This window comes from Achromobacter denitrificans NBRC 15125 (assembly GCF_001571365.1).
Taxonomy (GTDB): domain Bacteria; phylum Pseudomonadota; class Gammaproteobacteria; order Burkholderiales; family Burkholderiaceae_B; genus Achromobacter; species Achromobacter denitrificans.
In genome coordinates this window covers 162,754-177,128 of sequence record NZ_BCTQ01000001.1, presented here as the reverse complement: position 1 = coordinate 177,128, position 14,375 = coordinate 162,754, and the positions used below count along the sequence as shown (strand labels likewise).

Here is a 14,375-nt window from a genome sequence, read left to right as displayed (position 1 = left end):
GGCGACTTATCCTTGTTGGCCGGAGGCGGGCAGCGGCTGCCCGGCAGGAGCGGCCGTCTCCGGGGGCGCGGCGCGCGGCGCGGGCCGTTCCACCGCCTTGATCTTCTGGCCGGCCGCCAGTTGGGCGGCGTTCTCGACCACGATGCGCTCGCCGCCTTCCAGGCCCTGCGTGACGATCCAGTTGGGCCCTTGCAGGCGGTGGGCGACGACGGCGACCTTGCGCAGTTCGCCGTCGTCGCCGGCGGCCAGCACGTGGGCGCCCTCGGCGTTGCGCAGCAAGGCGTTGCGCGGCACCAGGTAGCTGTCGCGGTTGATGGCCTGCTCCAGCTGCACCCGCACGTACATGCCGGGCAGCAGGTCGCGGTCGGGGTTGTCGAACAGCGCCCGCATCGTCACGTTGTCCGTGCCGGGATCGACGGCCAGGTCCGCGAAGGACAGCGTGCCCGCGCGCCCGTACTCGGACCCGTCGGGCAGCAGGAGCCGCACGCGCACCTGGTCCGGCGACATGCCTTGCAGGGCGCCCGCGCGGATCTGCTTCTGCAACTGCACGACCTCCGCCGCCGGCTGCGCGAAGTTCACGTAGATGGGATCGATCTGCTGAACTACCGTCAAGGGCGTGGCCTGGCCCTCGCCCACGAGCGCGCCCTCGGTCACCAGCGCGCGGCGCGCGCGGCCCTCGATGGGCGAGGTGACGCGGGCGTAGTCCAGCTTCAATTTGGCGCTTTGCAGGTTGGCGCGGGCCAGCGCCACTTCCGCGCGGGCCTGGCGTTCCTGCGCCACGCTCTCTGCATGGTCGCGTTCGCTGATGGCCCGGTCGGACACCAGGTCCGCGTAGCGGCGCAGCTTGTCGGCCGCGGCCGAGAGGTTGGCCTGCGCGCGCGCCAGATTCGCGGCCTCGGAATCGTAGGAGGCCTGCAACGGCGCCGGATCGATCTGGAACAGGGCGGCGCCGCGCGCCACGTCCTGTCCTTCTTCGTAGAGGCGCGCGGTGACGATGCCGGCCACGCGGGCGCGCACTTCGGCTTCGCGGTACGGCTCCAGGCGGCCGGGCAGTTCTGTCCTGACGCTGGTGGGCGTGGCCGCGGCGACGATGACGCCGATTTCGGCGGGCGCCTGCGCGGTGTCTTCGGGCGAGGGCTTGGAACAACCCGTAATAAGAATTGATACGGAAATAAGGGCGAGTGTAGGCAGGGAGACTCGGTGCTTCATTTTTAAAATTGTTGCGATGCGCCCGCGGAGGGCAAGAGTGCGGAAAGGCGCCAACTTTCCAGGTGGGAGGCGAGTCTAGCATTTAATCCGTCACGATTGATTAATTACTTTGTTGGAAAGTATGCTGGCGGCTTCACACTTATTCACAATGGAAATGGAGGCCGCCTGAAACAGCGGCCGCCTTTTTTTAGGGGAGGTTTCCGCATGGCCCGCAAGACGAAAGAAGAGTCCCAACGCACCCGCAGCCGCATCCTGGATGCCGCCGAGCGCGTGTTCCTGTCCAAGGGCGTCGCCGGCACCACCATGAGCGACATTGCCGATTACGCAGGGGTTTCCCGGGGCGCCGTCTACGGCCATTACAAGAACAAGATCGACGTCTGTATCGCCATGTGCGACCGCGCGCTGGGCGAAGCAGCGCCGCTGACCCACGTATCCACCGAAGGCGAGGCGCTGGAGTCGCTCTACGATTCGATGCGCCAATACATCCAGATCTACGCGGAAGAAGGCTCGGTGCAGCGCGTGCTGGAAATCCTCTACCTGAAGTGCGAGCGCAGCGACGAAAACGCGCCGCTCCTGCGCCGGCGCGACCTCTGGGAGCGGCATGCCCTGCGCACGTCCGAGAAACTGCTGCGCGCCGCCGTCAAGCGCGAAGACCTGCCGCGCGCGCTGGACATCCGGCTCTCCAACATCTACCTGCATTCGCTGGTCGACGGCGTGTTCGACAGCCTGTGCTGGTCCGACCGCCTCAAGGGCGACCTCTGGCCGCGCGTCGACCGCATGCTGCGCGCCGCCATCGACACCCTCCGGCTTTCCTCGCACCTGCTGACGCCGCAGGCCGCCTGATTCCCGCGAACCGCCGATCCTCATGCGGGCCGCCCCTCGGCCGGGCGCCCCTATGCCGGGCGCCCCTCAGCCGGGCGCCCCTACAATCTCGGCATGACCCTCAAGCAACTCGAAGCCTTCTACTGGGCCGCCACCTGCGTCAGTTTCGCCGTGGCGGCCGAGCGCCTGCACCTGTCAGTCTCGTCGCTGTCCAAGCGCATCACCGAGCTTGAGGACGCCCTGGGCCAGCCGCTGTTCGACCGCAGCGGACACAAGGCCGTCCTGACCGACGCGGGCCAGCGCCTGCTGCCCCAGGCCCGCGAACTGCTGGCCGCCGCCGAGCGGGTGCGGGCCTCGCTGGCCGAAAGCCCGGGGCTGCGCGGGCGCTGCCGCTTCGGCGTGGGCGAACTGACCGCGCTGACCTGGCTGCCCCGCCTGATCCGGGGCGTGCGCGCCGCCTACCCGGACCTGGTGCTGGAACCTTATGTGGACATCGGCCAGGTGCTGGAGCAGCGCGTGGCCGACGGCGAACTGGATTTCGCGGTTATCGCGGGCCGCTCGTCGCGGCCTGGCATCGCGTCCGTGCCCATCGGGCAGGCCGGCTTTTCGTGGGCCGCTTCGCCCGCCGTGCTGGACGGCGCCACCCGCATGGCCCCCGCGCTGCTGGAACGGCTGCCGCTGGTGACGCTGCCGGCGGGGGCGGGCACCACGCGCATCATCGACGACTGGATCGCGGGCCGCGATGCCGGCGGCGAGCGCCTGTGCTGCAACAACTGGGGCGCGGTGGTCGGCCTCCTGATCGAGGGCACCGGCGTCGGGCTGCTGCCCAGCCATTGGGCTCGGACGCTGCAGGCCGAGGGCAGCCTGCGCGTGCTGGATTGCGATCCCGCGCTGGCGGCCTTGCCGTACTCCTTCCAGTACCGTCGCGACGACAACCGGCCGCTGGTCGGCAAGCTGCGCGACGAGGTCCAGGCCGCCGTGGACTTCTCGGCGCCCTGCCGGATTCCCTGAGCGGCCGTCCGCAAGGCGGCCGCCGCCCGGAGATATTTAGCCGTCCGACAGCTGCCGCTCTATACAATCGCCGCGCGCCTGGCGCAGAATCCAACAAGAACGTGCGCGACGGGGATGGGCCCGGCGCTGCGGCACGACTCGGGTCTGTTCCTCCATGCCGGGCGGCGTGCCGGCGGCGCGCGGGGAAGCAGGCCGACCTGAATCGACGGAGATATTCATGCGTAAACTTTGCCTCGCCATGGCCATGGCGGGAATGCTGGCCAGCGGATTGGCGCAAGCCCAGTCCACCCTGCGTATCGGCCTCCAGGACGACCCCGACGTGCTGGACCCGGTCCGGGCCCGCACTTTCGTCGGCCGCATCGTCTTTGCCTCGCTGTGCGACAAACTGGTGGACATCACGCCGGACCTCAAGATCGTGCCGCAACTGGCGCAATCCTGGACCATCAGCCCCGACAACAAGGTCCTGACGTTCAAGTTGCGCACGGACGCCGTGTTCCATGACGGCACGCCGGTGAACGCCGCCGCCGTCAAGGCCAACCTGGACCGCGCCCGCACCCAGGCCGACAGCAACCGCAAGAGCGAACTGGCCACGGTCGCCAGCGTGGAGGCGCCGGACGCCGAAACCGTCGTGCTGAACCTGTCCGAACCCGATGCCTCGCTGCTGTCGCAGCTGTCGGACCGCGCCGGGATGATGATGTCGCCCGCCACCTTCGACAAGGATCCGGGCGGCAAGCCCGTGTGCTCGGGCCCCTACCAATTCAAGGAGCGCGTGCAGAACGATCGCATCGTGCTTGAGAAGTTTCCCAAATACTGGGATGCGGCCAATTACCACTTCGACCGCCTCGTCTTCACCCCCATTCCCGACACCACCGTGCGCCTGAACAACCTGCGCGCGGGCGACCTGGACATCATCGAGCGCGTGGCGCCGAGCGACGCCAAGGCCGTCAAGGACGACAAGAACCTGCGCCTGGCGCCGGTGACGGGCCTGGGCTTCCAGTCGATTTCGGTCAACCTCGCCAACGGCGCGCGCGCCGACAATCCGCTGGCCAAGGACAAGCGCGTGCGCCAGGCGCTGGATCTGGCCATCGACCGCGACGTGCTGAACCAGGTGGTGGGCGAAGGCATGTTCCAGCCGGCCTACCAGCCGTTCCCGCCGGCCAGCTTCGCCTACAACACCGCCTTCGAGCACAAGGGCCGCGATCCCAAGAAGGCGCAGGCCCTGCTGAAGGAAGCCGGCTTCGACCGCGTCAAGTTCGAGATCACCTTCGGCAACAACACGACCATGCAGCAGGTGTTCGAGCTGGTGCAGGCCATGGGCGCCGAGGCGGGCTTCGACATCACCCTGCGTCCGGTGGAATTCGCCTCGCTGCAATCGTCGCTCGCGCGCGGCGATTTCCAGGTGGGCCAGAGCGGCTGGTCCGGCCGGGTCGACCCCAGCGGCAACATCCACCAGTACGTCAGCTGCAAGGGCAACCTGAACGACGGCAAGTTCTGCGACCCCGCCGTGGACAAGCTGCTCAACGACGCCCGGGGCGAATCCGACGAGGCCAAGCGCCGGGCGATGTATGACCAGGTGCTGACGGCCATGCAGGACCAGCGCCCCATCGTCTACCTGTTCTACCTGCCGTGGACCTTCGGCGTGCAGAAGAAGCTGGAAGGCTTCGTGCCTTATCCCGACGGCCTCATCCGGCTCAAGGGCGTAACCGTCGCGAAAAAATAAATCAGGCACGGTGTCAGGCACTCGGGGAACGCCGTCGCGGATTGACGTCCGCCTCGGCGGGGTGCCAGGCACTTCGTCTCTCTATCGCGGTCCTTCCTGGTGTCGGACATCTTTTGTGAGGTAGAACGTGGATATGCCATCCAGCGCGCTGCATGCGCAAGTGAACAACAACAGCCCCTGCGTAGGGCGTCCCATTGGGGACGCCACGGGTCCGGCTTCGCCGGTCCGCAGGCGTCGCCCCCTTCAGGGGGCCCGCGCAGCGGGCAGGGGGTGAGCCATGTTCACGACTCGCCCTGAAATTCTCGGCACCTTCGGTGTCGTGACCTCCACCCATTGGCTGGCCAGCGCGGCCGGCATGTCGCTCCTGGAGCGCGGCGGCAATGCGTTTGACGCCTGCGTTGCTTCGGCTTTCGTGCTGCAGGTGGTTGAGCCCCATCTTGTGGGCCCGGCCGGTGAAGTGCCCGCGGTGTTCTACTCCGCCCGCACTGGCCGCGTCGAGGTCCTGTGCGGCCAGGGCACGACGCCCGCCGCCGCCACGCTGGAGCGATACCGCGCCGAGGGGTTGAAGCTCATCCCCGGCAACGGCCTGCTGGCCACGGTCATCCCGGGCGCCTTCGACGCCTGGATGCTGCTGCTGCGCGACCACGGCACGATGCGCGTGCGCGACGTGCTCGAACCCGCTATCTATTACGCGGAGCACGGCCACGCGCTGATGCCGCGCATCTCCAACACCATCGCCGGCCTGAAGGACTTTTTCGAGACCCATTGGCCCACGACCGCCCAGGTGTACGTGCCGGGAGGCAAGGTCCCGGAAGCCCGCAAGCTGTTCCGCAACCCGGCGCTGGCCCGCACCTGGACCCGCGTGCTGAAGCAGGCGGAAGACGCGGGCGCCGACCGCGACCGCCAGATCGAGGCGGCCCGCGACGCGTTCTACCGCGGCTTCGTGGCCGAGGAAATCGACCGCTACGCGCGCAACACCGAGGTCATGGACGAGAGCGGCTCGGCGCACCGCGGCATCATTACCGCGGACGACCTGGCGGGCTGGTCGGCCAGCTACGACAAGCCGGTCACCTACGACTATCACGGCTACACCGTGGCCAAGGCCGGCCCGTGGAGCCAGGGGCCGGTCTTCCTGCAGACCCTGGCGCTGCTCAAGAAAATGGACCTGGCGGGCGTCGGCCCGACCAGCGCGGAATTCGTGCACCGGGTCACGGAAGCCATGAAGCTGGCCTTCGCCGACCGCGAAGCCTATTACGGCGACCCGGCCTTCGTCGACGTGCCGCTGGCGCACCTGCTGTCCGACGCCTACAACGATGAGCGTCGCGCGCTGATCGGCGCCGCCGCCTCGCAGGACCTGCTGCCCGGGCAGGTGCCCGGCTTCGAGGCGCAGGTCGCGCGCGTCATGGACACGCTGCAACGCCTGTCGCCGGTCTCCGCGCCCGGCAGCGCCACCAACGAGCCCACGATGGCCGACATGCGCGCGTCCGCCAAGCGGGGCGACACCACCCACGTTGACGTCGTCGACCGCTGGGGCAACATGATTTCGGCCACGCCCTCGGGCGGCTGGTTCCAGTCCTCGCCCGTCATCCCCGAACTGGGCTTCGGGCTGAACACGCGCGCGCAGATGTTCTGGCTGGAAGAAGGGCTGCCCGGCACGCTGGCGCCGGGCAAGCGTCCGCGCACCACGCTCACGCCGTCCCTGGCGCTGCGGGACGGCAAGCCCTATCTGGCCTTCGGCACGCCCGGCGGCGACCAGCAGGAGCAGTGGCAACTGCTGTTCTTCCTGCGCCATGTGCATCACGGGCTGAACCTGCAGGAGGCGATCGACCTGCCCATGTCCCACACCATGCATTTCCCCACGTCCTTCTATCCGCGGGACCGCAAGCCGGGGCATCTGGCGGTGGAGGCCAGCTTCGGGCTGGAGGTCATCGAGGCGCTGCGCCAGCGCGGCCACCATATCGAAGAAGTGCCGGAATGGTCGGTGGGCCGCCTGACCGCCGCATCGCGCGACGCCGACGGGCTGCTGCATGCGGCCGCCACGCCGCGCCTGATGCAGGCCTACGCGATCGGCCGCTGATCCGTCGCAAGCCGGCCCGGGGGGCGTGTTGCGGGGCTTTGCCGGCATGGGGTATGTTTGACCCATGACGCCATCCCAGCAGCCCCCCTCGGCAGGGGCCCGGTCCCTGACGGGGCAAGAACCGCTTTTCATCGTCCTCAATACCGGATCGGGGCGCGGCGACGCGCAAACACTGCAGGACACCGTCCGCCGCATTCTCGACGAAGCCGGAAGGCGCTACGAACTGATCCCCGTGGAAGATCCGTCGCGGCTGGTCGAATCGGCCCGGGCCGCGGTCCGGCGCGCGCAGGAGGAGCAGGGCGTCGTCATCGCGGCGGGCGGCGATGGCACGCTCAACGCGGTGGCCGGCACGGTACTGGGCCAGGGCGTGCCTTTCGGCATCCTGCCCCAGGGCACCTTCAATTACTTCGGCCGCAGCTACGGCATTTCCCAGGACACGGAAACGGCCTTGCGCGGCTTTCTGCAAGGCCAGCCCAGGCCGGTGCAGGTCGGCCAGCTCAATGGCCGGCTGTTCCTGGTGAATGCCAGCCTGGGCCTCTATCCCCAGCTGCTCGAAGACCGCGAGGCCTACAAACAGAAGTACGGCCGCAGCCGCCTGGTCGCGCTGTGGTCGGGCCTGGTCACGCTGCTGCGCGCGCCGCGCCAGCTTAGCCTGATGCTCGATTACGAGGGCAAGGCCCGCACCCTGCGGTCGCCCACCCTGGTGGTTGGCAACAACAAGCTCCAGCTGGAACACGTCGGCATCCCCTCCGAAGAGCTCGGCCATGGCCGGCTGATCGCCATGGCCGCAAGGCCGGTCGGCACCCTGGCGCTGTACGGCCTGCTGCTGCGCGGCCTGGCCAGCCGGCTGGGCGACGCCGAGCATGTCGTCAGCTTCGCCTTCGACCGCCTGACCGTGGGCGTGCGCGGACGCCGACGGGTCAAGGTGGCGATGGACGGCGAGATATCCTGGATGGACACCCCGCTGGAATTCAAGGTGGCCGCCGAACGGCTGCCGCTGGTGGTGCCGGCGGACCCGCAATATCTGGACCGTTCATGACGCGCATTCTGCATATCTCCGACACGCACTTCGGCACGGAACGCAAACCCGTGGTCGAAGCCGCGCTGGACCTGGCCCGCACGCTCGCGCCGGACCTGGTCGTGCTCAGCGGCGACATCACCCAGCGCGCGCGGCGCGGCCAGTTCGCCGCCGCCCGCAAGTTCATCGAGCGCCTGTCGCTGCCGGTGCTGGCCGTGCCGGGCAACCACGATATCCCGCTGTTCAACGTATTCGCGCGCGCGCTCAATCCCTACGGCAACTACAAACGCGCGCTGGGCGCCGTGCTGGAGCCGGTGTTCGAGAACGACGGCCTGCTGGCCATCGGCGTGAACACCACGCGGCCGCGCCGCCGCAAGGACGGCGAAATCTCGGGCGGGCAGGTCGCCCGCGTCGCCCAGCGCCTGCGCCAGGCCCGGCCGGGGCAATTGCGCATCGTGGTCGCGCACCACCCGGTGCGGGCCAAGGTGGAGTCCGACCTGTCCAATCTGCTGATCGGGCGCGAACAGGCGCTGCAGGCCTGGACCCAGGCCGGGGTCGACCTGGTCCTGGGCGGCCACATCCATCTGCCCTACGTGTTGCCGCTGGATCCGGCGGCGCCGGCCAAGGGCTGGGTCGTCCAGGCCGGCACGGCCTGCTCGCGCCGGGTGCGCGGCAACGTTCCCAACTCGGTCAACGTCATTGCCTGCGGAGAGGACGGCTGCCATGTCGAGCGTTGGGACTACGCCGTCGGGACGCATGCGTTCGCCCCGGTCGACAAGACGCTGGTCGCGCTGTAGCGTGGGCGGGGGCGTGAAATTCCTCATGGGCGCCTGCAAATGACCGACGTCTACGCGGCGTGGGCCGCGGACCACGCCTTGCTGCTGTTCATCGCGCTGCCGTTCCTGAGCGGCGCGGGAGCCTTGCTGTTCGCGCGCGGCTGCCTGCGCTGGTCCCCCCGTCGCCGCGCCGCGTGTTTCGCGCTGGGCACCTGCGCTTCGTTCGCGCTCTTCTTCGTCCTGGCCTACGCGGTCGGGCGCCCGGGCGCGGTGGTGGCGTTCGACCGGGCCCTGGCCGCGGCGCTGAGCATGTCCATGTCGATGCCGCTCCTGTGGCTGCTGTCCTGGTTCACCTACCTGGGCGACCGGACCTTCCTCACGATCATCGCCGTGCTGATGACGCTGTTCCTGCTCTGGGGCCGGCAATGGCGGCTGGCGGTATTCTGCGCCGTCGCCACCGGGTTGGGGGGAGCGCTCAACTGGTTGCTCAAGCACAGTTTCGAGCGGGTGCGCCCCGATCACGACCACGGCTATGCCACCGCGGTGGGCTGGAGTTTCCCCAGCGGCCACTCGTCGGCCGCCATGGCCGTCTACGGCACGGCCTGCTATCTATTATGGAAGCTGGCGCCGCCGGCGTGGCGGCTGCCGGCCGTCGCGACGCTGGCTGCGCTCGTCATGGCGATCGGACTCAGCCGCATCCTGCTGCAGGTCCATTTCGCCAGCGACGTGGCCGCGGGTTTCGCCGTCAGCCTGGGCTGGCTGGCGGTGTGCGTCGCGGTGGCTCGGCGCTGGCGCGTCTCAGGCGACGAGCCCCAGCGCCCGCAATAGGCGCGCTTCCGCGCCGCCGGCCGCCGCGGCTGCCGGAAGGGGCGCGCAGGTGTAGCGCCCGCCCGCCGCCACGATAGCCTGGTCCAGCCGGCGCGCGCGCTCGGCGGCCGGAGGCTCCAGGTCCACGATCAGCTTGCCCGCGACCGGCGCCGTCACGTTGCCGTCGCTGAAGCGCTCCAGGGTGCGGTCGATCTCGCGCTCGCGCGGCAGCGCCAGCACGATGGTGTCCGATTCTTCCAGCGCCTCGCGCGCGGACGTGGCGAGCGTGGCGCTGCCGCGGAAGTCCTCGCAACGGTCGGGTTCGATGTCGAAGAGGGTCAGCGCGATGTCCGGCTCGGCCTCCAGCAGGCGCCGGGCGGCCTGCGTGCCGGTCCTTCCCATGCCGACGATACTGACTCGCAGGTTCATGGCTTGGGCACCGACCAGGTGCTCACGATATGGGCCAGGGGCTCGTCCGAGCCTTCGCCGGTCAGGATGACTTCCCCGGCGGACAGCCGCCCCACCTTGAGCAGCCGGGCATCGGCGTAGATCGCGCCGGCCGGGCTCTTGCGCAGGAAATTGATCGTCAGGCTGGCCGTCACGGCGTGCGCCTGGCCGGTGGCGCCGACGACCGCCGCATACATGGTCAGGTCGGCCAGGCCCATCAGCATCGGCCCGGCGACGATGCCGCCCAGGCGCTGGTGGGCGTCGCGCGCGGGCAGCACGGCGCGCGCGGTGCCGTGGCCGATGCGCAGCACGTCGATGCCGAGCAGCAGCGAAAACGGATGCTGGTCCGCCAGCAGGATATGAAAATCAGCCAGGCTGATCAGCGGGGCGTCGGTCCGGGTGTCCAGGTCGGTTGCGGTCATCGTTCTTCCAGGGCGAGGCAATAGGCGTCCAGCAGCGCGTCCGCGCGCTGGCCCAGGGATTTCAGGCGATGGGTGTGCTGCAGCAGCAACAGGCCCATCAGGTAGGTGAAGAGATTCATCTGTTCCACCTCGACCAGGGCGGCTTCCCAGGACTTGGTCCGCGCCAGCGCCAGGCCCAGCAGGTCGACGCACTCGCGCAGGCGGGCATTGAGCCGCTCGTCCATCTCGCGGCCCAGTCCGCGCGGGCCCAGGCCCTGGAACAGGTACATGCCCAGCGAGAAATCGGTGCGGCGCTCCGCGTAATAGCCGAAGAAGGCGTGGATGGCGTTGCGCGCGGCGGCCCGGGGATCGCCGGTGTGGGCGGCATTGCTCAGGTGGGCGTGCAGCCGCTGCAGGGAAGCTTCGAGCAGCGCGCCATAAATGGTTTCCTTGCCCGCGAACCAGGGGTAGATGGCGCCGGTGGTGCAGCCGGCTTCCTTGGCGATCGCGCGGATCGTCGTCTTTTCCAGGCCGTCGCGCTCGAACACGCGCTGGGCGGCATCGAGGATGAGCTGGCGGCGCAGCGCGTTCAGGCGTTCATTGCGGCCGGTGCGGGGGGAAGGTGAGGGCATGGCGCCAGGACAGGGATGCGATGCACTCGATCATATCGGTGATTTTTATTAATAACAATGTTATCAGTCTGGCGCGCGGCGCCCGCTGGACTTGCGCGGAATCGAAACGCGGGGAGGGCCGGAAGGTGGCGCGGGCAGCGCCCGAAATCAGGGCATGCGGACCGGAAATCCGCCGAAGCGGCAGGCGCCCCAAAGGCTCAAAAAATTAGGGGCAGGGCTGAAAGTCGCATGAATAGGACCTTGCCTAGTTTTGTAAGGGTAAGCCCTAGCGGGATCGCCAGCCCCTCCGTGTGATGTTGCAATATCCCAACAGGCCTGTCGCAAACCTGCACTTTTCTGATGCCGACCGTAGCCATCCCCCCTGATTTTTGATGCAATAGCGTCAACTTCCCTTCGCGGAGTTAGGGGGGCGGCAGGCTGGTTTGCTGGATTGCTGCTCTTGTCACTCAAATCAACGGAGATTTCTTAAATGAAAAAGACTCTGCTCGCTGCCGCCCTGCTCGCCGGTTTTGCCGGTGTCGCCCAGGCAGAAACGTCTGTCACCCTGTACGGCATCATCGACACGGGTATCGGTTACAACAAGGTCAAGGGCAACGGCTTCGACGGCAGCCGCATCGGCATGATCAACGGCGTGCAGAACGGTTCGCGCTGGGGTCTGCGTGGTTCGGAAGATCTGGGTGACGGCCTGCGCGCTGTTTTCCAACTGGAATCGGGCTTTGATTCGGGCAACGGCAAGTCGGGCCAAAACAGCCGCCTGTTCGGCCGTCAAGCCACGATCGGTCTGGCCTCCGACAGCTGGGGTCAACTGGACTTCGGTCGCCAAACCAACATCTCGTCGAAGTACTTCGGCTCGATCGACCCGTTCGGCGCTGGCTTCGGTCAAGCTAACATCGGCGTTTCGCTGAGCGCAGCGAACACCGTCCGCTACGACAACATGGTCCTGTACCAAACCCCGTCGTTCAGCGGCTTCCAGTTCGGCCTGGGCTACTCGTTCAACGCCGACGACCAAAACGCCCGTCAAACCGGCTGGCGCACCGCCGACAACACCCGCGCGATCACCACCGGTCTGCGCTACGTCAACGGCCCGCTGAACATCGCTTTCTCGTATGATCAGCTGAACGCTTCGAACAACCTGACGCAAACGGAAGTCGACGCCACCCCGCGTATGTACGCTCTGGGCGCTTCGTACGACTTCGAAGTGGTCAAGCTGTCGTTGGCCTACGCTCGCACGACCGACGGCTGGTTCGGCGGCCAAGGCGTTTCCGGTCCGGCCGGCAACATCAACTTCGGCAACAACATCTTCGCTGACGGCTTCAAGGCCAACTCGTACATGGTCGGCCTGTCGGCCCCCATCGGCGGCGCCAGCAAGCTGTTCGGTTCGTGGCAGATGGTTGACCCGAGCAACGATCGCCTGAACACGGCTCCGGGTGCTGACGAGACGATGAACGTCTTCTCGCTGGGCTACACCTACGACCTGTCCAAGCGCACCAACCTGTACGCCTACGGTTCGTACGCCAAGAACTACGCCTTCATCGACGACGTCAAGTCGACCGCCGTCGGCGTCGGTATCCGCCACCGCTTCTAATCCAAAGCAGGGTGCAAGCCCTGCCTGGATTCAAGCGTGCGAACGGGCTTCGGCCCGTTCGTATGAAGCCACCCTTCGGGGTGGTTTTTTTCGTTCCGCGAGCGGTTTTTTCGCGTTTTTCACGCAGGGTTGCGCGGAGTGTTGTAAGCTTGCCGCGTTGTCCGGGAAGACCCGACTGTTCCATTTGAGGAATGCAGTCTTTCACCTGCTGTTCGGGCTACAGAGTTCAGCCAGAAGTAACCGCGCGAATGCTACAATCCTAAGGTTTGCGCATTTGACGGACGCCTGAATGAACCTGCAACAGTATTTCCCCGTCCTGCTGTTTATCGTAGTGGCCACCCTTATCGGGTTCGCGCTTCTAACGGCCGGCTCCCTCCTTGGTCCGCGGCGTCCGTACGCCGAGAAGCTCTCGCCGTACGAATGCGGCTTCGAAGCTTTCGAAGACGCTCGCATGAAGTTTGACGTGCGCTACTACCTGGTGGCGATTCTGTTCATTCTTTTCGACCTCGAAATCGCGTTCCTGTTCCCGTGGGCCATTGCCCAGGGCACGGTCGGGCTCGTCGGCTTCTGGACGGTCATGGTTTTCCTGGCCGTGCTGACCGTCGGCTTCATCTACGAATGGAAAAAGGGCGCGCTGGACTGGGAATAAGCCGCAGGCTTCCTACACAGCACGCTATCAGAGACGAATATGGCTATAGACGGCATTCTCAAGCAAGGGTTCATCACAACCAGCGCGGACAAGTTCCTCAACTGGGCGAAGACCGGCTCCATGTGGCCCATGACCTTCGGTCTGGCCTGTTGCGCGGTCGAGATGATGCACGCGGGCGCGGCCCGCTATGACCTGGACCAGTTCGGGATCATCTTCCGGCCCAGCCCGCGCCAGTCCGATCTGATGATCGTCGCCGGCACGCTGTGCAACAAGATGGCGCCGGCGCTGCGCAAGGTCTACGACCAGATGCCCGAGCCGCGCTGGGTGGTGTCCATGGGCTCCTGTGCCAACGGTGGCGGCTACTACCACTACTCGTATTCGGTGGTCCGTGGCTGCGATCGCATCGTACCGGTAGACGTCTACGTGCCAGGCTGCCCGCCCACGGCCGAGGCGCTGGTCTACGGCTTGCTGCAAATGCAGAACAAGATCCGCCTGACCAACACGATTGCGCGCTGATCCTTCGCCCGCCCCGCGGCAGACCCTGCCGCCGGCCCCGCGAAGCCAGCGTATCGGTTCACCTAAGCGTACAAGATGATGACCAGGCTCGAAACCCTGAAAAACAATTTGCAGACCACCCTCGGCGCGGATATCGCGCTGACCGAGGCGCTGGGCGAGCTGACGCTCGAAGTGCCCGCGCAGCAGTGGTTCTCGGTCTGCAACAAGCTGCGCACCGAAGCCGGCCTGCGCTTTGAAACCTGTATCGACCTCTGCGGCGTCGACTACCTGACGTGGGGCAACGGCACCCGCCAGATGCCCGAGGAAACGAACGTCAAGATCCATCGCGCGCGTTTCGCCGTGGTTGCGCACCTGTTGTCCATCGAGAACAACTGGCGCCTGCGCGTGCGCACCTGGGCCGAGGACGACGAGTTCCCCGTGATCGCCTCGCTGATGGAGTGCTGGCCGTCCGTGGGCTGGTTCGAACGCGAAGCCTTCGACCTGTACGGCATCGTCTTCGAAGGCCACCCGGACCTGCGCCGCATCCTGACCGATTACGGCTTCATCGGCCACCCGTTCCGCAAGGACTTCCCGTTGTCCGGCACCGTCGAAATGCGCTACGACCCCGAACAACGCCGCGTCATCTACCAGCCGGTCACGATCGATCCGCGCGAGATCACCCCGCGCGTGGTCCGCGAAGACTCCTACGGCTTGGGGCGTTAAATC

Annotated in this window: 15 protein-coding genes; 11 read left to right on the top strand and 4 right to left on the bottom strand. The window is 67.1% G+C overall.

Features of this window, described 5'->3' with window-relative positions; all coding sequences use genetic code 11:
* Nucleotides 1–6: 6 nt before the first annotated feature.
* Nucleotides 7–1,209 (bottom strand): MexX/AxyX family multidrug efflux RND transporter periplasmic adaptor subunit, encoded by a 1,203-nt coding sequence (locus ADE01S_RS00820; protein ID WP_062679558.1) that lies wholly within the window; start codon nt 1,207–1,209, stop codon nt 7–9.
* A 204-nt stretch (nt 1,210–1,413) separates the two neighbouring features.
* Between ADE01S_RS00820 and axyZ the strand changes: the two genes are divergently transcribed.
* The 7 genes from axyZ to ADE01S_RS00785 all read left to right on the top strand — a co-directional run bounded on the left by axyZ (nt 1,414) and on the right by ADE01S_RS00785 (nt 9,461).
* The gene (gene axyZ, locus ADE01S_RS00815) at nt 1,414–2,052 is read left to right on the top strand and encodes a multidrug efflux transcriptional repressor AxyZ (protein WP_062679557.1); all 639 of its coding nucleotides are present in this window, start codon (nt 1,414–1,416) and stop codon (nt 2,050–2,052) included.
* 93 nt (nt 2,053–2,145) lie between these two features.
* Nucleotides 2,146–3,042 carry a LysR family transcriptional regulator gene (locus tag ADE01S_RS00810; RefSeq protein ID WP_062679556.1) on the top strand — a complete coding sequence of 299 codons (897 nt, stop codon included), beginning with the start codon at nt 2,146–2,148 and terminating at the stop codon, nt 3,040–3,042.
* Between the two features lie 217 nt (nt 3,043–3,259).
* On the top strand, nt 3,260–4,762 hold the full coding sequence (locus ADE01S_RS00805) for an ABC transporter substrate-binding protein (RefSeq protein ID WP_062679555.1): 1,503 nt from the start codon (nt 3,260–3,262) through the stop codon (nt 4,760–4,762).
* Between the two features lie 277 nt (nt 4,763–5,039).
* Entirely contained in the window at nt 5,040–6,839 is a 1,800-nt protein-coding gene (locus ADE01S_RS00800; RefSeq protein WP_062679554.1) for a gamma-glutamyltransferase family protein, read from the top strand.
* Nucleotides 6,840–6,903: 64 nt separating this feature from the next.
* A complete protein-coding gene (locus ADE01S_RS00795) occupies nt 6,904–7,878 on the top strand; it encodes a diacylglycerol/lipid kinase family protein (RefSeq protein WP_062679553.1) in 975 nt (324 codons plus the stop codon).
* The gene (locus tag ADE01S_RS00790) at nt 7,875–8,654 is read left to right on the top strand and encodes a metallophosphoesterase family protein (protein WP_062679552.1); all 780 of its coding nucleotides are present in this window, start codon (nt 7,875–7,877) and stop codon (nt 8,652–8,654) included. The genes ADE01S_RS00795 and ADE01S_RS00790 overlap by 4 nt, the downstream gene beginning before the upstream one ends.
* 39 nt (nt 8,655–8,693) lie before the next feature.
* The gene (locus ADE01S_RS00785) at nt 8,694–9,461 is read left to right on the top strand and encodes a phosphatase PAP2 family protein (RefSeq protein WP_062679551.1); all 768 of its coding nucleotides are present in this window, start codon (nt 8,694–8,696) and stop codon (nt 9,459–9,461) included.
* Here the strand turns inward: ADE01S_RS00785 and ADE01S_RS00780 are convergent.
* Genes ADE01S_RS00780 through ADE01S_RS00770 form a run of 3 tightly spaced genes read right to left on the bottom strand, consistent with a single transcriptional unit; the run spans nt 9,432 to nt 10,920 of the window.
* Nucleotides 9,432–9,869, bottom strand: coding sequence for an NAD(P)-binding domain-containing protein (locus ADE01S_RS00780; RefSeq protein WP_062679550.1), 438 nt, complete (start codon nt 9,867–9,869; stop codon nt 9,432–9,434). The genes ADE01S_RS00785 and ADE01S_RS00780 overlap by 30 nt on opposite strands.
* Nucleotides 9,866–10,309, bottom strand: coding sequence for a PaaI family thioesterase (locus ADE01S_RS00775; protein WP_062679549.1), 444 nt, complete (start codon nt 10,307–10,309; stop codon nt 9,866–9,868). The genes ADE01S_RS00780 and ADE01S_RS00775 overlap by 4 nt, the downstream gene beginning before the upstream one ends.
* Nucleotides 10,306–10,920, bottom strand: a complete 615-nt coding sequence (locus ADE01S_RS00770; RefSeq protein ID WP_062679548.1) for a TetR/AcrR family transcriptional regulator — start codon at nt 10,918–10,920, stop codon at nt 10,306–10,308. The genes ADE01S_RS00775 and ADE01S_RS00770 overlap by 4 nt, the downstream gene beginning before the upstream one ends.
* 469 nt (nt 10,921–11,389) lie before the next feature.
* Between ADE01S_RS00770 and ADE01S_RS00765 the strand changes: the two genes are divergently transcribed.
* The 4 genes from ADE01S_RS00765 to ADE01S_RS00750 all read left to right on the top strand — a co-directional run bounded on the left by ADE01S_RS00765 (nt 11,390) and on the right by ADE01S_RS00750 (nt 14,372).
* On the top strand, nt 11,390–12,505 hold the full coding sequence (locus tag ADE01S_RS00765; protein ID WP_062679547.1) for a porin: 1,116 nt from the start codon (nt 11,390–11,392) through the stop codon (nt 12,503–12,505).
* Between the two features lie 289 nt (nt 12,506–12,794).
* Nucleotides 12,795–13,154 carry an NADH-quinone oxidoreductase subunit A gene (locus ADE01S_RS00760; RefSeq protein ID WP_006217959.1) on the top strand — a complete coding sequence of 120 codons (360 nt, stop codon included), beginning with the start codon at nt 12,795–12,797 and terminating at the stop codon, nt 13,152–13,154.
* A 39-nt stretch (nt 13,155–13,193) separates the two neighbouring features.
* Nucleotides 13,194–13,670 carry a NuoB/complex I 20 kDa subunit family protein gene (locus ADE01S_RS00755; protein ID WP_006217960.1) on the top strand — a complete coding sequence of 159 codons (477 nt, stop codon included), beginning with the start codon at nt 13,194–13,196 and terminating at the stop codon, nt 13,668–13,670.
* Nucleotides 13,671–13,745: 75 nt separating this feature from the next.
* A complete protein-coding gene (locus ADE01S_RS00750; protein WP_062679546.1) occupies nt 13,746–14,372 on the top strand; it encodes an NADH-quinone oxidoreductase subunit C in 627 nt (208 codons plus the stop codon).
* Nucleotides 14,373–14,375: the final 3 nt, after the last annotated feature.